The organism is Cyanobium sp. ULC065, from assembly GCF_977927515.1.
In genome coordinates this window covers 1939637-1959668 of the sequence record NZ_OZ376393.1, presented here as the reverse complement: position 1 = coordinate 1959668, position 20032 = coordinate 1939637, and the positions used below count along the sequence as shown (strand labels likewise).

The 20032-nt window shown below is 60.4% G+C and carries 17 protein-coding genes; 5 read left to right on the top strand and 12 right to left on the bottom strand.

Annotated elements, in window-relative coordinates:
* Positions 1 to 362 precede the first annotated feature (362 nt).
* Complete coding sequence (locus ACXMDP_RS09655; RefSeq protein WP_457766786.1) at positions 363 to 4091, top strand: GTPase; 3729 nt, start codon at positions 363 to 365, stop codon at positions 4089 to 4091.
* Positions 4076 to 5821: a GTPase gene (locus ACXMDP_RS09650; protein ID WP_457766785.1), complete on the top strand. Its 1746-nt coding sequence runs from the start codon at positions 4076 to 4078 to the stop codon at positions 5819 to 5821. The genes ACXMDP_RS09655 and ACXMDP_RS09650 overlap by 16 nt, the downstream gene beginning before the upstream one ends.
* A 257-nt stretch (positions 5822 to 6078) precedes the next feature.
* Here ACXMDP_RS09650 and ACXMDP_RS09645 read toward each other — a convergent pair whose 3' ends face one another.
* Positions 6079 to 6378 carry a galactose oxidase gene (locus ACXMDP_RS09645; protein WP_457766784.1) on the bottom strand — a complete coding sequence of 100 codons (300 nt, stop codon included), beginning with the start codon at positions 6376 to 6378 and terminating at the stop codon, positions 6079 to 6081.
* 382 nt (positions 6379 to 6760) lie between these two features.
* Here ACXMDP_RS09645 and ACXMDP_RS09640 point away from each other — a divergent pair, with 382 nt between their 5' ends.
* Together ACXMDP_RS09640 and ACXMDP_RS09635 are read left to right on the top strand one after the other, a co-directional pair.
* Positions 6761 to 6976 carry a hypothetical protein gene (locus tag ACXMDP_RS09640; protein ID WP_457766783.1) on the top strand — a complete coding sequence of 72 codons (216 nt, stop codon included), beginning with the start codon at positions 6761 to 6763 and terminating at the stop codon, positions 6974 to 6976.
* A 167-nt stretch (positions 6977 to 7143) separates the two neighbouring features.
* A complete protein-coding gene (locus ACXMDP_RS09635; RefSeq protein WP_457766782.1) occupies positions 7144 to 7554 on the top strand; it encodes a hypothetical protein in 411 nt (136 codons plus the stop codon).
* 546 nt (positions 7555 to 8100) lie between these two features.
* Here the strand turns inward: ACXMDP_RS09635 and ACXMDP_RS09630 are convergent.
* The 4 genes from ACXMDP_RS09630 to ACXMDP_RS09615 form a co-directional block, all read right to left on the bottom strand.
* Positions 8101 to 8967, bottom strand: coding sequence for a hypothetical protein (locus ACXMDP_RS09630; RefSeq protein ID WP_457766781.1), 867 nt, complete (start codon positions 8965 to 8967; stop codon positions 8101 to 8103).
* A gap of 89 nt (positions 8968 to 9056) precedes the next feature.
* Positions 9057 to 10151: a LysM peptidoglycan-binding domain-containing protein gene (locus ACXMDP_RS09625; protein WP_457766780.1), complete on the bottom strand. Its 1095-nt coding sequence runs from the start codon at positions 10149 to 10151 to the stop codon at positions 9057 to 9059.
* Positions 10151 to 10648 (bottom strand): hypothetical protein, encoded by a 498-nt coding sequence (locus ACXMDP_RS09620; RefSeq protein ID WP_457766779.1) that lies wholly within the window; start codon positions 10646 to 10648, stop codon positions 10151 to 10153. Before ACXMDP_RS09620 ends, ACXMDP_RS09625 begins: the two co-directional genes overlap by 1 nt.
* A complete protein-coding gene (locus tag ACXMDP_RS09615) occupies positions 10648 to 12294 on the bottom strand; it encodes a DUF4055 domain-containing protein (protein ID WP_457766778.1) in 1647 nt (548 codons plus the stop codon). Before ACXMDP_RS09615 ends, ACXMDP_RS09620 begins: the two co-directional genes overlap by 1 nt.
* Before the next feature lie 521 nt (positions 12295 to 12815).
* Between ACXMDP_RS09615 and ACXMDP_RS09610 the strand changes: the two genes are divergently transcribed.
* Positions 12816 to 13649, top strand: coding sequence for a toll/interleukin-1 receptor domain-containing protein (locus ACXMDP_RS09610; protein WP_457766777.1), 834 nt, complete (start codon positions 12816 to 12818; stop codon positions 13647 to 13649).
* 226 nt (positions 13650 to 13875) lie between these two features.
* Here ACXMDP_RS09610 and ACXMDP_RS09605 read toward each other — a convergent pair whose 3' ends face one another.
* The 7 genes from ACXMDP_RS09605 to ACXMDP_RS09575 form a co-directional block, all read right to left on the bottom strand.
* Entirely contained in the window at positions 13876 to 14973 is a 1098-nt protein-coding gene (locus ACXMDP_RS09605) for a hypothetical protein (protein WP_457766776.1), read from the bottom strand.
* Positions 14974 to 15420: 447 nt separating this feature from the next.
* Positions 15421 to 16011, bottom strand: a complete 591-nt coding sequence (locus ACXMDP_RS09600) for a sigma factor (RefSeq protein ID WP_457766775.1) — start codon at positions 16009 to 16011, stop codon at positions 15421 to 15423.
* Positions 16012 to 16014: 3 nt separating this feature from the next.
* A complete protein-coding gene (locus ACXMDP_RS09595; protein WP_457766774.1) occupies positions 16015 to 17643 on the bottom strand; it encodes a phage terminase large subunit family protein in 1629 nt (542 codons plus the stop codon).
* A 3-nt stretch (positions 17644 to 17646) separates the two neighbouring features.
* Positions 17647 to 18183: a hypothetical protein gene (locus tag ACXMDP_RS09590; RefSeq protein WP_457766773.1), complete on the bottom strand. Its 537-nt coding sequence runs from the start codon at positions 18181 to 18183 to the stop codon at positions 17647 to 17649.
* Positions 18173 to 18538 carry a hypothetical protein gene (locus tag ACXMDP_RS09585; RefSeq protein WP_457766772.1) on the bottom strand — a complete coding sequence of 122 codons (366 nt, stop codon included), beginning with the start codon at positions 18536 to 18538 and terminating at the stop codon, positions 18173 to 18175. Before ACXMDP_RS09585 ends, ACXMDP_RS09590 begins: the two co-directional genes overlap by 11 nt.
* Before the next feature lie 10 nt (positions 18539 to 18548).
* Positions 18549 to 18944: a hypothetical protein gene (locus ACXMDP_RS09580; RefSeq protein ID WP_457766771.1), complete on the bottom strand. Its 396-nt coding sequence runs from the start codon at positions 18942 to 18944 to the stop codon at positions 18549 to 18551.
* Between the two features lie 112 nt (positions 18945 to 19056).
* On the bottom strand, positions 19057 to 19773 hold the full coding sequence (locus tag ACXMDP_RS09575) for a hypothetical protein (protein WP_457766770.1): 717 nt from the start codon (positions 19771 to 19773) through the stop codon (positions 19057 to 19059).
* Between the last annotated feature and the right edge of the window lie 259 nt (positions 19774 to 20032).

The following is a 20032-nucleotide window of genomic DNA, read 5'->3' as shown; positions in this document are numbered from 1 at the left end:
CCATGTGAACCACAATCGCAACTGCTGGCAGCATACGGGCCAGCTACCCCTCAAGAGCAACTCCAATTTAAGCCGCAAGCAACTCTGCCGTGAGTCAATACTCACCAAAAGCAATACATGGGAGGAACACCGTGGCCAATGGGCACCTCAGCCTAAAAATGATGGGTTAGTATCCTGATGGCCATTTATGAATGCCTGCCACTACTGACTATAGAAATCTTCCCCAGTACATTTGCAAATCAGAATTGTGAATGAGTAAGATGAAGATGAAGAGCCTGGAACAATCGACTCGGGAGGCCGTCAAAGCTAGTCGGGAGGCACTTGCGTCAACACAGCGAGAGGCCCAGTCGTTGATCAGCAGCATGAACGAAGAGATCGTTCGGCTCAGTTCCTCAACACCTGATAAGGCTTCTGGTCGATTTATAAGTCATATTCAAGAGCGAACAGCAGAGATTGAGCGGCTGTTTGCCAAGCAGGCGGGTGTGGCCGAAAGCTTCAACATCGTTCTGTTCGGACGGACAGGTACTGGCAAAAGCACACTGATCGAAGCACTCACAAGAGGAAACGGACTACCCGTTTCGCATGGTGAGAGCGACTGGACAACCAATGTGGAGCCTAAGGACTGGGAATCGTGCAAGGTGTACGACACACCGGGGGTCAATGGATGGGGTCGGATGAACAAACGAGTCGACCTTGAACAGCGTGCCCGTTACGCAGTAGAGGTGGCAGACTTTGTACTTGTTTGCTTTGACAGTCAAAGCCAACAAGCTTCGGAGTTCACAAAAGTCGCTGAGTGGGTCAATCAGTTCAACAAACCTGTAATCGCTGTCTTGAACAATCGGAACTCGGTATGGCGGCTACCGCCACGAGTGCCAATCGGTAGCGCCAGAGCAAGCCTTTCAAGAACCGTAGCTCAGCACGCTGGCAATATTCAGGACGAACTGGCAAGTGTATCTATGCTTGGAGTTCCAGTGGTGGCGGTCGCATCAAAACGTGCACTTTTTGCACGGGCCACATTGCCCTATCACGGCCCAGATCGCGAAACACTGGAATTGCACCGTCAGAAGTATGGTGCCAAGAAGCTTGAGTTGTGGTCAAACTTACCCACCCTAGAAGGGCTTCTCGTTCGTTGCATCGAAGAAAACGCTGTTGCGCTCCGCATGGGCGCACTCCATGATCAACTTCGCGGTGTTCTCAACGCACTTTGCGAAGACATGGATGCGACATCTAAAGAAGCCATCGCTGAGTCCAGTGTCCTGGAGGCCCAGACCATAGAACCGCTGCTATGTCTCCTGGGCTACCCCGTGACAGATGCTGCTCGAATGGCTTACTTCTGCGAAGGGATGGATCGTCTCGAAGCTCTGGAAAGACTTCGAGGACGATTCCAAGCGCCGAGCGTCGGGGAGTTCAAGGTGTTCGTCCAACAGCGCCTGACAGCAGAGCTAGGAGCACTGAGGTCGAAGTCTCTAGACGCCGCCGAGGAAACTGTTGCAAGTGCCTTCGATCGAGGTGAACGAATCACCGGAGAGCAGGTGCGGAAGAAATGCCTATCAACCTCAGAGATGGAGACGGCAGCTAAGTGTGTCTTGGCTGAGGCCCATGAATTCATCAGTCGCCGCACGCGGTTGGCGTACCAAGACAGCATTGCAGACCTGAAGGCACGGTTACTTGATGCGAAAGATGTGACTGGGGACGCCGGTGCGGGATGGAAATACGGGTCCTGGAGTCTGAAGGCAGCAGGCGTCCTAGGGGGCATCGCGGCATCGTTGGGGACTATGGCGGTCACGAACTTCTGGAATCCGCTCGGTTGGGCTGCAGGAGCAGCGGCTGGTGTGGCCGTAGTGGGAAGTGGAGCCGCATGGTTGCTGGGATGGCTAGGAGGAGAGTCCAGAAAGCGTGCCGAGGCGCAGAAGCTCAAAGCCCGCCGGGAGGCACTCGCGAACGTCCGCCAAAGCGTTTACACCGTCTACGACGAGTTCAAAGATAGTGTCTCGCAAGAAGCGGAGAAAATTGCTTCCTCTTCTGCCGGAAGGGTCGTCCTACCAGCTGTCAACCAAGCGCTTGATCTCCGTAGTCTTGGATCTGCAGGCGAGAAGATCGCATTCCGTGCGAATTCAATAAAAGCTGAGATGCCGGAGAAGACAAATCCGCAACGTCTGTTGTGGGAAGCGAAGGAAGCCAGTGAACGGTCGGTGGAGGATGGTGATCCAAACGTCTCTTCAAAGTACTGGCTCGGTGACTCGTGGATCGATGACCCCGAGGGTCTCCAACAGGCTTTTCACCTTGGAGAGCATAAGAGAAGCACATTCAGCGATCCAGGAGTCCTTGAAACCTTGTTCTCCACCTTCAGAGATGTCTGGGCACACGTGACGAGCGACGTCAAGCCAGGTTCAGGTAGAAGGTGGCTTGACCAGGCTAATCAAGCTCTGACCGGTGATGATTTGGCAAAGACCGCATTCGCGGAACTGAATGCCATCGCAGTTCGTGGTCGTCCACGATTACACTTAGTCGGTGACTACAACACAGGTAAGTCAAGCTTCATTAAGCGGCTGCTCTTGGACGTCGGGCAGCCTGTCCCAGGCGACCTGCACATCCGTGCAAATCCCACGACGGACAAAGAGATAATCTATGAGTGGGGAAGTCTCGATCTCGTAGACACTCCAGGTTTCCAGAGCTCGCACGAGAGCCATACAGAGGCGGCTCGTCGCTCATTCCCTGACGCCTCGGCGATCCTTTACCTCTTCCAACCTAATCTACTGACTGGTGACGATGCATCTATGCAACTCGTCTTGAAGGGAAGCCGAGATCAACTTCTTGTCCCGAAAGCTTCAAGGACATTTTTCATCGTGAACCGTTCAGATGAACTTGGCGTCGATCCTGTGGACAACCCAACACGCTACAGGGAGCTTGCAGTGCGCAAGCAACGGGAGCTGTCCGAGGCGCTTGGGAGCCGTGGCATCTCGATGTCCCCTAAACGGATTCTTTGCATGGCGAGCGATCCGTTTGGTCTAGTCGGAGATCGAAGGGATGCAACGTCAGAGTCATATGACTCCAACCGCTCATGGGATGGCTTCGATCAGTTCACGCGGGCCTACCGAGAGATCGAGGCCGAGTTACTACAAACTGGTGTTGACAGATCGCTGCTAGAAGGAGGGTTGGCCCGACTAGCTCGTCTAGATGCACGACAAGGCGCTGAAATGAATCAGCTTGTTGCTCAGGCTGATGCCATAGGGAGGCTCCTTAGCCTCGTCAAAGAGCAGAAGGGCGAAGGAATGCGTCTCGCCGACGACCATCGCGCAAGGCTCCTCCGGCGGGTCGAAGAGCAGGCTGCGTCTCTCCGGGATGAAGTGCTCTCTGAGACCGATCCAGTGCGGCTCAAGCTGAAGGCCTCGAACTTACAAAAGTGGTGGGAGGACAAGGCTCTAGCGGTCGAATTGGAGCAATGGGGAAAAGTCGCACAGAAGGAACTCGAAACTTGGCGAACCCAGACAGAGGAAGTCATTAACCGACGCTTCGCCTCAGCAGAGTTTGCCCATGCCTTTCCTGATCCCACAGTCGGAGATGGTCCAGCATCGCCCAGCGATTCGAAGGGTAAGGCGTGGTTTCACGACGCCTTTGACAAGACGAGCCGTTTCGCAGGTGGAGCATCGAGAGACGTGGTATATGGCATTGGAAAAGGACTTGGATTCAAGTTCAAGCCGTGGGGAGCAGTAAAAGTCGCTCGATCTCTCGGAAAACTTGGAGCCGTGATGTCAGTCGTAGGAGTAGTATTAGATATCGCATTTATTTTCTGGGAGGAGCATCTCCATGAGAGGCGCGAAGAAGATCGGAAAAGGCTCGCGGAATGGCTAGCTCAGACGGTACCCCGCGTCGTAGCAGCTATTGCTGATGGCGACGCCGAAGAGTGCGGTCTGATCATGGCGGCTGGTAAATACATCGGGCTGCTCAACTCCTACTCGATAGAGCTTGAGACAGAGAAGATTGCCAAAATGCAGGAGATTGCTTCGATTGAGAAGCAAAGAGAACTCTATGCGGTACTCGGCGATAGCGCCGAGCATTCGCTCGGCGGTCACCTATGGGAGGAACGATGAATCTAGACAGAGATGGATGGATCGATTTGGTATGGACTTCTCTTCGCGATATTCCCATAGGTGATGTAGTTGAGAAGCTTGAGTCTGCTTGGCGAGACCATCAGTCCAGAGAAAATCCGGTAGCTGCAATTTATGGCGCTTATGATGCTGGTAAATCCTCTCTTCTCAAGCGCCTGCTGTTTGAGGATGGAGTAGCTGTTCCTTCTGAGATCACGGTGTCCGGTCGCCGTGAAACGTTCTCAGTTGACGAGATCACAGGATCCACATGGACATTCCGCGACAGTCCAGGCTTTGCAGGCGGCAATGATGAGCACGACATAAAGGCACTTGAAAGCCTTGATCTCGCGGACCTGCTTGTTTGGGTTCTTCCACCACAGCTCGTCACGAGTAACAAAGAAACCTTCGACGCGATCGTGACCGGTGAAAGATTTGGTGTTACGGGAGATCACGTCACAGACTCGCTCCTCGCCGTCATCTCACGCATCGACGAAGCAGGTATCGATCCCTCTGAAAACCCTGAGGGATTCCGGAGTCTCTGCTCACGCAAACAGGCTGAGTTCAAGTCTCTCTTGGACGCGATCGGTTCAACAAGCCCCCGATGGGGTGTTCACCCTGTTAGCGCTGACCCCTACCAGAGTGTTGGGAACGAGCAGCCGGATGCCAGCCTCTACGAAATGGGGTCTGGCTGGGACGGGGTGGGGGAGCTTCGAGAAGCGCTTACACAAGCTCAGCTAAGTGTCCCCGAGTTGCGGACACTGTCCGGGTACCGCTTTGCATCTCATGCGATCACCAGCTTCACTCGGATGGTGCAAGTCGAGCAAGCATTGCGCGAGGAGGCCATAGCAACGTGCGAGAACGAGCTCGAGCGCGTTGCTCTTTGGCGCACCAGTCTCGACGCGCTACGGCGCAAGTGCGAAGCAGACCTCCACCGTCTCATGGAGGACGAGCTATTGAGCGCAATCAGAATAGGAACGGTATCTGCAGCAGAGGCGTTACAGACTCGACTGGTTGAAGCATTGGATCAATGGAGCGAACAAGCCTATGCAGAATTCGAGAACCTTGCTGCGTCAGCAGACCAGGAGGCCAGCGAGCGTGGTCGAAGTCCTGCTATGAGGCGGCTTGGAGAACTGATACTCGAGATGGGCGCGGCCGAATCCGATTCGACAAAGCCCGGTGTAGAAGGGAAGGCCAAGAAGCGCGCCAGCCAGTTCTCTAGGGCCTTCCGAGATGGCTTCAAGGCATATGCCCGTGTGGACCTAAGCATGTCCCTTGATGAAGCAGCGAAGTTCGTTAGAGAATGGAAACAGTCGGGTCTTGGATGGGATGAGTTTCGGAAGGCACACAATGTCAAGAACTTTCCGACTGAAGAAGTGGCAAAAAAAGCCAGCAAATATGTCAAGTGGGCTGAGGCTTTAGACAGCGTTGGTCCAATCATGGAGCAACTTGGTCCACTTCTCTATGACATAGGTAGTGACGTACTTTCGGCTATGGAAGCAGAGAAGAAGGCTCATCAGAGGCAGAAGCTCCGCGATGCACTCCGCGGCGCCGCCGCCGAAGTTGAGGACGAGGCGAAGACCGGCATGGAAGAGATGACGGGGACCTTTAGTGAATGGCTCGACCAGCAAGAAAAGATCCACCTACCAGCCAAGCAAGCTCTCGCTGCTCAGCTATCAGAGCTCATACGCTTCGAAGCTGAACTTGCATCCCTACTTCGTCAGCGGCCGACATAATCGCCGATTAGATGTTAACCTCAAAGCCGCTTCGCTTTTGCAACGGTCTGAACAGATTGGCTGGCTGGATGCTGTGGTAGCAAAGTCAAACCAAGCTCGCATTGATTCTGATGGTAGGATCATGTCCATTCTTCCATCACTGTGGTGTCGGATAATCACTGCAGCATCTAATGCCCGGTGGGCATTGCACTGATTTAAAATCACCATCAGCTTGCCCACTTTCGATTAAGGCGGTGGCTGCCGGCTGGCAGCAGCTGTCATGCCACTTCGGGTGCCCAGCCCCGCTGGCGCACCATGTCTTTGGTCCAACCCTGGCAGCAGCGGGTGAGGTGTTCCCCATGGGCCAGCAGGCCCTGGTGCAGCTGGCAGGTGAGCAGGGGAATGCAGTTCACCCCAGCGTGGTGGCGGAAGAAGTGGCAGGTAAGGCAGACCTTGCTGCTGCGGCTGGCCACCAGCACCTCCTCATCGAGATACGGCCACTGCTCGCAGCCGCCATCTTCTGCGGCTGAGCTGGGCGACGGCCGGGCGGCGCGGGAGCGGGGCGGGGAAGCAGCCACGACGGCACCTTCTCAGAGAACACCTGTACTAGCAGAAGTCGTCTGGTTCTGGCCAGCTCGGGCGCGACCTCAGGTGGAGCCCCAGGTGACAGGGACGCGCTGAATGCTGGCGGATCGGCCTGGCCGCTCTTGGCCAAGCAACTGCACCACCTCTGAACCCGCTGCGGGGGCACGATCGCCGCCGCCCCGGATCGGCGGCAGCCGTGGACGAACGCTGCTCAGGTCAGCACCGCTCGGGGGGTGTTCCGCCACGGCCCCGGTGAGAAGCACCCGAAGGCTGCGCTGGCCTGCTCGGTTCGGCAAGGGCCTTGCAAGCGGCTTCGCCGCCCTTGCCTTCCCTGCGCGGGCCGCGCTGAGCGATCGGGTTCCTCACCTCAAGGCCATGGCCACACCCTCTGCCCCCAGCTGCGAAATCCGCCGCGTCATCGTCCACTTCTATCCCGATGGCCTCAAGGGCGGCGCCCACCCCTGCGAGCAGCGCTTCTTCGGGAAGCGCGGCAAGCCGGTCAAGAAGATCCGCTTCGTGCCGGCCGAGAAGGCCTTCGCGATCGCCCGCAAGCTGCAGGGCACCCGGGGCTGCACCGTCTCGGTGATCTGAGGCCCGGGGGGCCTTCGGGCCCCCTTTCCCCGACGGCTCTGGGCGACACCAAGGGGGGAGGCGGCGGCCCTCCTCAGCGTGCGCGGCGGGGCAAGGGCTGCGCGAGGCGCTGACGCGCCCCTTGCCCTCCCCGCGCAGGGCTGAGGGGTCCTTCGCCTGGTTCGGCCATGGCACCCATCACGATCTATGCGTCCACGATGAGCGGCATCACCTGGAGGGCCGTCACCGGCAAGGCGGTGAGCGAGCACCTGCTGATGATCGAGATCAGCAAAGCCGGCAAGCACGGGCTGCTGCTGGAAGAGTCCCGGCCCTGGGATGCCACCTGCAAGGTGTGGCGCTGCCCACGGCCCTCCGGCATCCCGAAATATCTCTGGGCGCTGCTGGAGCAGAAGCTGCGCCAGATCGAGTCGCTTCCGAAGGCTGGCCCTGCGGCGGTTCCTGCGCGCCCCCGGCGTGGGCTGTCCTCCCAGGAGGTCACCCTTTCGGGCCTGGTTCCTTTCCCGGCCTTCCTGGCGATGGAGCTGATCGAAGCCCACCACCCACGGCTCTATCGCCGGGAGTTCGGCTTCCGGGCCTGATCACGCTCCGCTGGGGCGGCTGGCGTCAGTTGGCTGCCCCTTCACACTGCTGGCCGGCGCCGGTGGATGCCAGCAAGCAGGGCAGCAAAGCAATGCCTGCGAAGAGGTCAGCAAGGCTGACGGTGTCGCTGCTCCAGCGGCCTGTCGCTCCACCCGCTCGCGCCTGCTCGGGGTTCTCGCGGCCAGCCGCGGCGCAGCACCAGACGGCGGTCAGGCGGCTCCAACCGCTCGCTCCCGCTCGGGTGTTCCGCTGCGCCCCGTGGCCGCCTCTGGCAGCACTGTCGCTGCAGGAGGTTCAGCCGACTTAAAGGTGATCGGAAAAGTGAATTTCCAGATTTTGCGACATTTCCTAAGCGGTACGCGCGCGTTTCTCGTATTCGGGGGTATATCCCCCCTTTTTGAACTTCACTTGATTTGATTGATCGTGAGTTTGGGTTGCTGTCGCGCGCTTGATTGTGCGTGGATGATTCGTTCCCTGCCGTTCGGTTGCGCTTGGTTGTCGATGTTGAAGGTGTGCTCCGCCGTGATAGACGGAGCACGGTTGGATCAACGCCGAGCGCCAGCTGGCTTCTTGGCATAGCTGGCCAGGTAGAGCTCACTGGCGCTCATGCTCTGCAGGTTGGTCGGCTGGCCGTTGCCATCGAACTCGGCGATCACCGTGGCGGGGCCGAGGCCGCCGCGCTGGTTGAACAGGAAGCTGAGCACCGGATGGGTGCGGAGCGACTCGATGTGGTCAGCAGCGTCAAGGTTGCCGTGATCACCGAGCAGCACATTGCCCTTGGAGTCGATCGGCTCCAGCAGGTCACGACCGGCGCTGTCCTTGGTGAGGCGGAATTCACCGCCCACCTGGTGCTTGAAGATCTCAAAGAAAGAGCCGCGGTTGTCACCACCAGCGCGGCCATCGGCGTCGACGAACAACCGCTCCAGCAGGCGTTCCTTGCGCAGGTTCTGCACGTCCTGGAGGGCCTCGTCCCGTTCCTTGGCGGCGGCCTTCACCTTGCGGGCGGCGGCGGCCTCGAGCTGCAGTTCACGGCTGGCGATCTCGCGCTCCAGCTGCTCCTTCTGCCGCTCCGCCTCCTGGAGGCGCTCGTACTCGTCAGGGTTGATCTTGGAGAACTGGGCGAGCTGACGCTTGATCGTGCGCAGTTCCCGCTCCAGCTGGTTGGTCTTGCGCCGCTCCGCCTTGAGCGCATCAGAGGGTTCGGAGCGGGAAGCTTCGACCTCCTCGCCGGGTTCATCCAGGGGCTCGTCAGGGTCGAGGTCGTCGTCCTCGTCGTCATCGTCCTCCGGCTCCGGCTGGGCAGGTGGCTCCTGGTTGGGCCAGTGCTGCTGCTGCGCGTAGCTGACGAGCTGCTGATGCTCGGCGGTCGGTTGCTGCAGGACGTGGAGGTCCTGGAGAAGGCGTTTGGTCATCGGTCCACCCATCACGGCTGTGGTTGAAGCGAGCGCCCCATCCGGGCTGCACTCACCTCAGCTATTGCCAGCACCAGCCAGTCACAGGGTCACGGCGTGACGGGCGGCGGATCCGGCGTCAGGTCCACGTCCCACAGGTCATCAGCGGCGGAAACACCGCGCAGGGGCGGCAGGTAGATCCAGCCGCCGGCACTCAGCAGCGTGGCTGGGCGGATCAGCGGCACCTGCAGGACCTGGCCAGGGTCCAGCGGGTCGGACGGGCGGATCGCTGGCACCTCCAGCGTCACGCCAACTGGAAGCGGATCACTGCGGGGCGAGCGGTCGTAGTCCGGGTTGTAGAGCCGCAACCAGTCCACCGTCGTGTCGTAGTCGATCGCCAGTTGCTTGAGCGTGTCTCCAGCCGCGGTGGTGTGGCCATCGGCCCGCAGCAGCGACGGGTTGAGCTTGCGCAGATAGTCGACCGTTGTGCCGTGGCGTGCGGCCAGCACGTTCAGCGTGTCGCCAGCCGCCGTGGTGATCGGCCCTTGCTGGGCCAGATCCGGATTCACGGCCCGCAGGGTCTGCACGGTGGTGCCGTAGCGCTCGGCGATCAGGTTCAAGCTGTCGCCGGTCTCCAGCACCAGCACGCGGTTGGGCTTGAGGGCAAAGCTGATTGCCTCCCCCAGCTCTGGCTGCACCTGCAGGCCGATGCCACCGGGGCCGTAGGCCTGGCCGATCATCAGCAGGCTGGCGGCAGCAAACACGGCGCGGGGGCTGAGCGGCAGCACGCCCGGGGTTTGCAGCAGCGACAGATCACCCAGCCAGCACACCCCCTCGGCGGGCACCTGCACCGTGGTTGGACGGGGTTGCTCGGTTGCTGGCGCGAGCGGCGCCGGCTGGAAGGTGGCCCGCAGGCCAGGGGTCTGCCACGCCTGTTCGTCCGACAGCCAATCCCACGGATTCGACTGGGCCGTGGCTGGTGGTAGCAGGGCAGCGCGGGTGAGGTGGCCCTCGCAGAGGATGTCGCCGGTGTCGATGCCGGGGCCGTTGTCACGGCTGGAGATCAGCTTGGTTTGCTTAATCGCGCAGTCGATCACCTGACGGCAGACCGTCACCGGAACCTTGGCGCCCGGATGGGCCTGCTGCTGGAGCATCAGGCGCACATTGGCGACCTCCTGCAGCGCCGTGACCGGTGTGGCGCTCATCAGGAGCGGATCAAGGTGCCGGAGAACGGCGTCGGCGCCGGGGGGCACCAGGAGGCCAGGCCAGGAAGGATCAGCAGCAGGTTGGCCACATGGCCGCGCCGCTGGGCGGCGGGGCTGAGGCCATAGCTGTTGGCGCTGGGTTCGGCGTACTCCGTCGACACCTCCTCCATCAGGAGCTCTGTGGCGTACTCGATCACATCGAGCTTCTTCTTGGGAAGCTCCGCCGGCACAGGCCCAGCGGCCGCCTTTCGGGTGGTCTTGATCACGAACGGCTCGGCGGGCGTGCCGCCAGCGGCCAGGCCCGCATCGAGTACGGCGATCGCATCGAGCGAGGCCTTGGCGGCGGGGATCGCCTCGGGGTAGCTGCGCTCCAGCTGGGCCATCGCGTCATTGATGGCCCGCAGAGCAGGAGCGGTGACGGGGATCAGCAGGGCGCGGCGGATCGCTTCCAGATCCGACGGGCGCCAGGCATTGGGGTTGGCAGGTGGGTCGCTCATCAGCTCAGCTCCGGAGCGGGCACCGCGAACGATTCGGTGGCCGAGCCGCTGATCGGGTTCACCACTCCCGGTGCTGCGGCGAGCGACAGCTGGTGGCGCAGCTCAGCGGTGCTGATCACGCCGCGCTCGTGCAGCGTGAGCCACTCGCCCACGCTCGGTTGGGGCCGCAGCGGCGGAGTGAGCGGCGTCACGGTCAGCGCCAGACCGGCGCCTGGCACCAGGCTGTCACCGGTGAGCGAGCACCAGTGCTCCAGCACCGTCGCAAACACCGAGGTCTTCTGGGTCGCGAGGGATTGGAGCAGGGCGTAGGCCTGGCCGGCGGTCAGCGAAATCTCGGTTTCGCTGCGGCCAGCGCCGCGGTTCTGGGTCGGCACCAGCGCATCACGACGCATGGTTTCATCCAGCAGCGTCAGGTAGGCGCGGTGCTCCGCCAATGAGCGGGCGCGGATCTCCTTCCAGTTGAAGTCCGCCCCTTCGGGCAGGTCCATGAAGGTGGAGGTGGAGAGCACCAGCTGCTCAGGGGAGCGGGGTTCGCCGTCCTCACTGCGCTGGAAGCCGTATTGATCCACCAGACCGCTGCGCACACCCACCGGCAGAGCGCAGCGACTGAGCAGGTCCTCGTATTCGCTCTTGAGCCTGTAGTGGGTGAGGTACTGGTTGGCCAGGCCCAGGTGGGGCAGATCGCCCTCGCCAAAGGCGGCCCCATCGGCGGCGTACCAGACCACCGGCATGGTGTGCTGGCGGGGCAGCAGCAGGGGTGGGCCGAGCCGCTGGGCGCTGTAACCGCTGGCGCCATAGACGCTGGCGGCCCTACCGCTGGCCGCCGCGCTGTTGGGCACGGCGGCGAAGGTTTCGACGGCCAGGCCGTCATCACCGAGGGTCGCCTGGTGGTACAGCCAGTCCTCGAGTCGCGGCGCCGTGACGCCAGCGGCACCATCGGGTCCCAGACCCGCAGGGCCGAGGTGATGCACCGGGATGGCGCTGTCGTAGAGCGGCGGCTGCGGTGCCCTGCGGTCCTGCCGCCAGTTCAGCCGGTGCGGCGGGCTGTCAGGGCTTGGCAGGTGCCAATCCAGCAGATCACTGCGAGGCACCAGAGAGAGCCGCGGCAGTGAGAGGCGATCACCACGACGGATCGCATCGAGCCGGTGACCTTCCGATGGCCAGCCCCGCAGGGGCGGCAGCACCAGGATCAAGCAGCCGCCATCTCGCAGCACCAGCAGATCGGCGATGAATAGGAACACACCCAGATCGGTGCCGCGCCCGTCCACATCGGAGATCACCCGCTGCAGCGAGGGCGGCAGGGCCAGGTACTCCAGGAAGGAGAGCATCCCGGCGTAGGTGCGCAGCGCATCGCGGAAGAAGCCGCTCGGGCGGGCGTTCTCCACCCGGTTGCGGTAGTTGGCGTCAGGCTCCTTGGCGCCGGGCGGCAGGTAGACGCAGCGACGGCTGACGCCGCCCGGTGACTCGAGCAGGTTCCAGCAGTCGAAGCAGAGCTGCAACTGGTCGCGCAGGGACCGGAGGGTGGCGTGCTCCCGCCAGGGCTGTAGGAGCGGTGGGGCGGTGCCTGCCGCTGACAGGGCCTGCTCCTCGGGCGGAGAGAGCGGCAGCCACTTGTTGCGGGACCGGTTGCGACTCCTGGTGGCCAAGCGCGTGGTGCTGCTGTGGGCTATTGCCACGCGGGGGGGGGGGTGCCCCATGGTTGGCATTCGACGGTCTCCTACGGCGCCACCCGTTTTCCAGCCGCCTTCTGCAATGCGACAAGGGTATCCACACGATCAAGGAGATCCTGACTCACAGGGATATGAGCACAACCATGACGTATGTGGCTACGTGCACAACCGGGGACCCCTGAGTGCGCGCGGCCCTAGCGGGTGAATGGCTCCTTTCGAACAGTGATTTGCAGACCTGCAAGCATGGGAAACAGCAAGTGGCCGGACTGCAGCCTTGCTACAACAGGTGGACTTTCAAAGACTTGGGTGGGATGCTGAATGTGTTCAGCGGGAAAGATAAATTGACGAGAACTGGTTTACTGAGTTGCCGAAAAAGAGGTTAGGTGCATTAGAATCAGTTACCATTTGCTTGCCTGAGGCACCACAAAAAGAGTGCACCCTACTCCCGGCTGCAGCGGGAGTAGCTACCTTTACTCCGTCTCACAATGGATTGATCAATGGAAAAGAAAGAATCTATAATGTTTCCCAGTATCATGCCGTCATCCATAAGCCTTTCTCGGTTTATTGACTATCAGAGAAATGATTTTGGAAGCGAAGAAGAGCTTCAATCACTAATTGCAAATCTATTTTACCATCCTGAAGTGAAAGCGTCTTATTTTTGTGAGCATGGAGAGCAGTGGGATTCCCTCCTATCAGAGGCAGTGAGGCAAGATGAGGTTCTAATTGAGAAAACTGAAAACTTCTTCTTTAGACATCCGCAAGCAAGTGGCTTTATTAACATCGAAGTACGTGATGACAAGTATGAGTTTGAGTGGCAACGAGAGGTAGCGGAAGCAGGCCCTATGTATAGCCGCTCAACCTTGGTTCTTTCAGCTCACAAACGACTGTCACTGGAAACGTGGCAGAAAATCCACATGGAAGATGAGTACCGGGAGATGAAGCTTGCCAAGGATTTTCAATATGACGTGTTTCTAAGCTACTCGTCTGCCAACTCTAGTGAGGCAGGACAAATTTCAAATGCAATCACCAATTCAGGAAAGAAAGCGTTTATGGCAGAGAAGGATATACAGCCTGGTCATGATTTTGAAGAGGTGATCAGAATGGCCTTGAAAGGATCCCGCGAAGTGTGGCTGTTAGTAAGCCCCTCAAGCATTAAAAGTGAGTGGGTAACTACAGAATGGGGTGCTGCCTGGGCCTTGGAGAAAAAGATTGTTCCCATATTGTTTCGTAGTGATGTAAGCAGCTTGCCTGATCGACTGAAAAGGCTTCATTGTGTTGATTTTCACTGCTATAATGATCTTATCAATTCTCTCTCGAGCAACCAGAAGTGATTCTGGCTCATATCTTTTCTGATTCAGTATTCAAGCACCTAACATCCAGATCCAAAAATGGGAGCATGAGCTTGCTCCAATTCCGAGATTCTTGCCCGCTCCTGATGTGGGCCATTAGGCCGATGAGTGGTGCGTGGGGGCAGAATCGAATAATTCACTTTACATCGGATTTAGCATTCACCGCATGAACTAAATAGTTACTCTTCAAGGCAGGGAGTTTCTTTTGTCAGTTGATGCGGAGCAGCTCTTCAGCGTGCCATGATGAAAGCTTGCTCGATTCCCATCCAATAAATGATAGAATCAGTCGTTCAGCAAGGATTCTTAGCCTAACAGTATCTGGATAAAGCTCTCTCGGATTGGCGCTATTTGCTTGATGTACTAAGTGGTTGCGGTTTTGCAGAGCTAGTTTTAAGCCATGGCCAGGGCTCTCCTCATTCCATAAGTCGTTGATCTTGACTTCCAATTCATGACAGCAATATTGGATCATTGAAAAAGTAGTTGGCCTACGTAGCTCAGGCAACTTGCTTACTACAATGTCAAGCCAGTCAGCAAGACTTTCATCATTTCGTAGTTCCTCGATAGCCTTAGATAAGGCTTTGCGAATCTTCCTCGCAGGGCCAGATGGGACTATAATTCTCTTATCTGGTTGAGAAATGAATCCATCGCAGAAGCACTCCAAGGCGGCAATGACAAGGAGATAATTCATCTCTACCGAGTTAACATCTGTAGATGCTGAAAGAAATCGGATTGATCTTACTATACAGTCAGCCAAGACTGATTCCTTCAATTTGCACAGCAAGTCCTTAAAGCCACCATGGACAAGGTAAAAATGATTTATAAGCTCGTTGACTTTGCGAGAATTCGGCTGCTCTGATAGCCTCCTTCGCACCAAGGGTGGAAGCCCTGCTAGGACAGTTGCATCCTGCAATACCACTTGAAAGGATAGTTCGTACCACGTTACTCGCTTTCTGTAGCATAGTGACAATCCAATGCATACCCATTTCAACTCACTCTCGACAAGCGCTCTGATCTCGTTTAGGTCGTTGTACCCTGGCCCCTCAAACCGAAAAACCACTGCTGGCCGATAAATCTGAGTGGTCGCCTTGGCATCAAATACAGTCGAGTCTTCATAGACATATCTTGAATGTAGCTCTGCTTCGGCTGAATCAATGGACCATGATACGCTGCCATCATAGCAACGAGTTTTGGCGATTGTTCCATCGTACGAGGTTTTCATCGACGACCCAGTATCGAGGATATCGCTCGGCGTAAGCTCAACTGTGGCTATAATCATTGATACGCTAGGTATGTTCAGCATATCCATATGTCGCTCATACCGATAAATCTTCAACATCATTACGTCTTGCCCCTTCTCCTCCCATGAAGATGCCCCTTGCAGAAAATGCCGAAGCCCATCGCAGCTAGAGTCCGAAATTACTAGACCCCTTTCTCTGATTACTGCTACAAGCTCATGTAATGAGCATAGATTTGAATTTGAAACATGCAGCCTAGTCAAGAATGCGGTGAGATTTGTGGGGTCAAACTTGTCACTTAAGACACGTAGGTAAACATGCGAGCCTAGCTCCGTAATGCCCTGCAGCTCAGCGAGCGTAGTTTGGGTCTCCATGTTCCTTCAACGGCCTGAAGGCAAGCATAGTCACCGAGGCAATTCCTCTGTTTAAACTTCAGCCTGTAGCTGTCGGCGCAATACGCCGCAGCTGATGCTGGGCGTCAGTTAATGCCATGGCTGGCTACAACTGCATTCCTGCACTCAGGTCTCCTGCTGAAGCGCAATCACCGTGATCGAGCAGGCGTCTTGGATCTCCCGCCATCGCGCGGTTGTGATCCCCAGCTTCTCAGGAACACCACAAGGCGGATTTCCCTCCCGCAACAACTTCTGCCCGCTGGCATAGAGATCGCGCCAGGAGGGCGGCACCTTGATCGCAAAGCCGTGATCCCGCAGGTAGTGGGTAATCTCGCCGTTGGCATAGGTGCGGGCGTAGGGCCGAAACGACCGCCCGCCCGTTCCATCGAAGCGAGCCGCCGCCTTGAGCAATCCGATCACCGCAAGCTGGCGCAGATCATCGAAGGAATGGGTGGTGCGGCGGGCGAAGTTGCCGGCAATCTTGTCCGCCAGATCCAGGTGCCCCAGCGCCAGGGCATGGGCGACGGCATGGGGATGGACAGGCCGCTGGCGGCGGTGCCGCATCCGGGGCCGCTGGGGCTCGGGGCTGTAGGGGAAGGCAAAGACCAGCTGCTGGTGGCCCTGAGCGGGCGGCTGCCGGCGCGGGCGTCTTCGCAGCGAGGGCTCAATCCCCGAGCGGGGCTCCTGTAGCGGCAGCGGCAAGCAGAGCTGGCTCACAGCTCACCGCGTCAGCAGCATCGGCAGCGGATCCCGCTTGATGCCCAGACCGCGCCAGTAGCGGGTCTCCAGCCACAGGGCGCCATGACCAAAAGCATCCACCAGGTCCTTGGTGCCCTTGGGGAAGCGCGGCAGTTCCTCCACCAGCGGGGCGGCTCGGTGGTGGAAGCGCACCTGGCCCGCCTCCAGCAGCGGCGCGACGGCATGGGCGCGGGACTCCTTGCTCCCCCTTGCGGGGATCGGCAGCAGTCCCGGCACCTTGCGCTTGAGGGTCTGCTGCACCGCTGGGCCGTTGGCCGCGTCCTCGATCAGCACCGCCTGGGGGCGAAGGCCCTGGGCGTCCAAGGCCGCGAGGGTGGAGAGCAGGAAGCGAATCGTCTGGGGCAGATCGAAGTGATGGCGCGCCGCCCAGATCACCTCCAGCTCCAGCTGTGGGGCCAGAGGCCCTGCCGCATCGGGCAGCAGCAGACCCATCAGCACAAAGCCGCAGTGATCGTTCTGCTCCTCTCCCTTAAAGGACAGATCGCAGGAGAGCACCAGCGGGGCAAAGCGGCGGGGCTGCTCGCGGGGGAAGGGCGGCCGGATCCAGGCACGCTGGAAGATCGAGCCCTGGGCCGGTGAGGGCCGCTGCTGATAGAGCGCGTTCCACCAGAACGAGCCCACACGGGAGCGGATCTTGAGCAGCTCGCTCAGCGGGAACCGCTCGGGGCAGAGGGCCTCGCCCGGCGCGCGCCAGTCCGGCTCCACCGTGCAAGTCGCCGGGAAGCTCAGGCGGTCCCCTGGGTGGTCGGCGATGGCCGGCAGGTTGAGGATGTGCCACTCCTGGGGGGCGTCGCCGCTTTCCTGGGCCAGCAGCCAGCCGATGACGTCCTCGTGGTCCCAGCGGGTGAGCACGATCACCTGGGCCGAGAGGTTGTGCTGCAGGGCTCCATCACCGGCATCGGTGAACTGGGGTTCGGCGCGGGTGAACCAGACGGCCTTGAGCCAGTCCTCGATTCGAGAGCGCACCCGGGCCGAGCCGGCATCAGCCGGGCCCTTGTAGGGGTCATCGATCACACCAAGGCTGTAGCCCTTGCCGGTGAACGGACCATCCACACCAGCAGCGATGCAACCGCCGCGCTGGGTGGTGAGCCAGTTGCCGACGGCGGCGGAATCCTTCGAGAGCAGGTTGCCGGTGACGCGGTAGAAGTGCCGCGCCTCACGGGAGTGGGCATAGGCCAGCTCGCCCGAGTAGCTGGCGATAGCGGCGAACAGATGCGGGTGGCGGTAGATGAAGTAGGCGGGAAAGAGCTTGGAGACCAGCAGTGATTTGCCCAGCCGCGGCGGGCAGGTGACGATCAGGCGCGAGAGCTGGCCATCGGCGATCGCCTGCAGCAACGCGATCAACACCAGCGCCCAGCGGTGGAAGCCGTAGCGGGGGTAGGCCTCAGCGATGAACTCCCGGAAGCTCAGCGGCGCCGTGCTGGCCAACGCCAACGAGGGATCAGGCACGCCCAGCAGACCCGGATCCCGCCAGGGGTCGCCGTGGTGCGGCGAGTGGAGCAGGCCGCCGATGGGCAGCCCATCCGCCTGCAGCTCAGCCTTGGGAGGGCAGGGCGGCCTGGTCGCCAGCAACTCGGTGGTGGGGCTCATGGCCTACTTCGCCTCCGGAGGCTTGATCGGCGCCCGCAGCAGGCCACCGATCTCGGCGATCACCCGCAGAGCCCCGACGGCAGCGGAGAACTGCTCGGCATCCATCGCCCGCCGTGCGCAGTCGTAGAGGGCGTAGAGGTGCTGCGCCTGGTGTTCCAGGCGGTTGCTGATCAGCTCGGCCACCATCCGCCTGCGGGCCAGATCGAGGTAGCGATTGATCGTGCGGGTGTTGCTCACCCCCCAGGAGTCGGCCGCATTTGCCCGCATCAGGCTGAGCGGCAGGCGCTGGGCGATCCAGAGCTGGGCCTCGGCGATGCGGCGCTCTACCTCCGCCACCGAGGCACGGGGCGGCAGCTTCTGATGGGGAAAGCGGGTGGCCACTCCGCCCCGGGAGGGGCGTTCTGGAAGAAAGCAGGGGTTGCCGTCGTCGTCCTGGTGGGGTGCCGCGTCGCGCAGGGCTTCAACCCCCTCAGCAGCAGGTTCGCTCTGCCCCCACAGCACTCGTGTCCCAGGGCGGGCGCAGGTCGGATCAGCAGTCATCGTGGCCGCCCTGCAGGGCGCAGCGGACGTAGGCCGCCCACTGCTCCGGGGTGAGCACGATCCGCCAGGTGCCGCCACGGAAGCGCACCCAACTCGCTGCGAACGGCAGGGCCGCATTGCAGGCCTGCTGCTGCGCCTCCGCAGGCTTGAGCCGGGCGGCGGCGGCCACATTCGCCCAGCTGGCGACCTGAATCACATGGCCGGGAACGCCCTCGATGTCTCCGGTGTCGCCGCCGGCGCCGTTGGTGCGGCCGGCCCCGAGCTTGCGGCGTGCGGGCAGGGCCAGCAGGGCGGCGATCAGCTGGGCCGCCTCCCGCTCGGCTGCATCCCCCTTGCGCTTCTGTGCGTTCGCCATCGGGGCCGGCTCAGCAGGCCCTGGGTGCCTTGATGGTCCAGAAGGGGTTGCCGTGCTGGATGGTGGCGGTGCCGGATTCCACCGCAGACTTCTGGGCTTGTTTGAGGCTCTGCTCCTGCAGCCGCAGCATCTCGGGGTAGGCGTAGGAAAGGCGGCCGGGCGACCAGCAGAAGCTGAAATCGTTGTGGGAGAAGGAAGCGTCCAGCTCGCCGCCATCAAAGGCGGCATGGAGTTGATCCAGCAGTGGGGTCAGTTCGCTCTCGATCGCCTTCTGCGCCGCCTTGAGCTGGGTGATGCGATCGAGCAGAGCGTCGAGATCAAGGGGCTCCGCCTGCTCAGTGGCCTCCGCGGCAGCGGCGGCTTCGGTGGCGGCGGCAGCGGGCTCGAGAACGGGGCGGGAGACCATGACGCTCGCCTGGCGAACAACAGCACCAGGTGCGCCCTGGCTTTCGAGCCACCGTAGCGGCCCGATAACGCAAGCCGCAAGTAGACGCCTCGTAATGGCGAGCCCAATGGGCTCAGAAGGGGCGGTGGGTCGCCACGTACTGGGCCCAGACCGCAGCCCAGGCCGCCAGGCACTCCCACCGGGAATAGGGGGGCGAGAACTGCGTCCGCCCCGGCCTGCTCCAGATCGTCTGCCCGTAATCGAACCAGTGGCCCTGGCTCCACTCCAGGGCCAGGTAACCGCCGATCTGGGCGCGGGTGCAGTAGGTGCTGCCGCTGGCGGTGAGGCTCTTGAGATCAGCCAGCACCCGCGCCGGGCCGCTCACCCCAGCCGGTCGTTCGGCAGCGGCGGGAAGGTGTGGGTCGATGTAGGCGGTGTCATAGGTGCCGGCCACGTTGCGCACCAGGCAGCAGGTGGGGCGCTCTGAGGCGATCACCTCAACCGCCTGCCAGCGCTCGTGCTCGATCAGCGGCTCGATCCACTCCCGGTAGGCCTCGAAATCAACGGCCGCTCCGCCCGTGTTGTCGCCCTGACCGTGTCTGTCGGATGAGCAAACAGCGGGCCGGAAGCGGTCGGTGAGGAAGAGCTCCAGGGCCTGGTGGCAGGTGTTGCCGCGCGGCTCCCACACGGCACGGCTGGCCTCGATGCGGCCGAGGGCGTAGCTGGACTTGGCCACCTGCAGCACGCCGGTGATCGAGACCGGGAAGAGGTGATCGTCCAGCCAGTAGGTGTGCTGTGGGTCGAGGCGTTGCAAACCGGCGATCGGTTCAAGCCAGCGAGTGGTCGTCATGCCGCCGGGGGGAGGGGGGGGTACACGTCAGGGAGTGAATTCGTGAAAAATTCCGGCAGATCGACTGCGCAGCAAGCAGTTACAAGGAATGAAATCGATGAAAACAGCGGGAATGGTCGTGAAAAAGCTGCTGCGGATCTGTTTTCACGACGTTTTCACAGCTTTTCACGGCTTTTTCATCCATTCTGATCGCTGAGAACGACTGCACTGCAAGCTTTTAGAGAGAAAAAATCACTTTTTCATTTTATAGAAGGGGGAC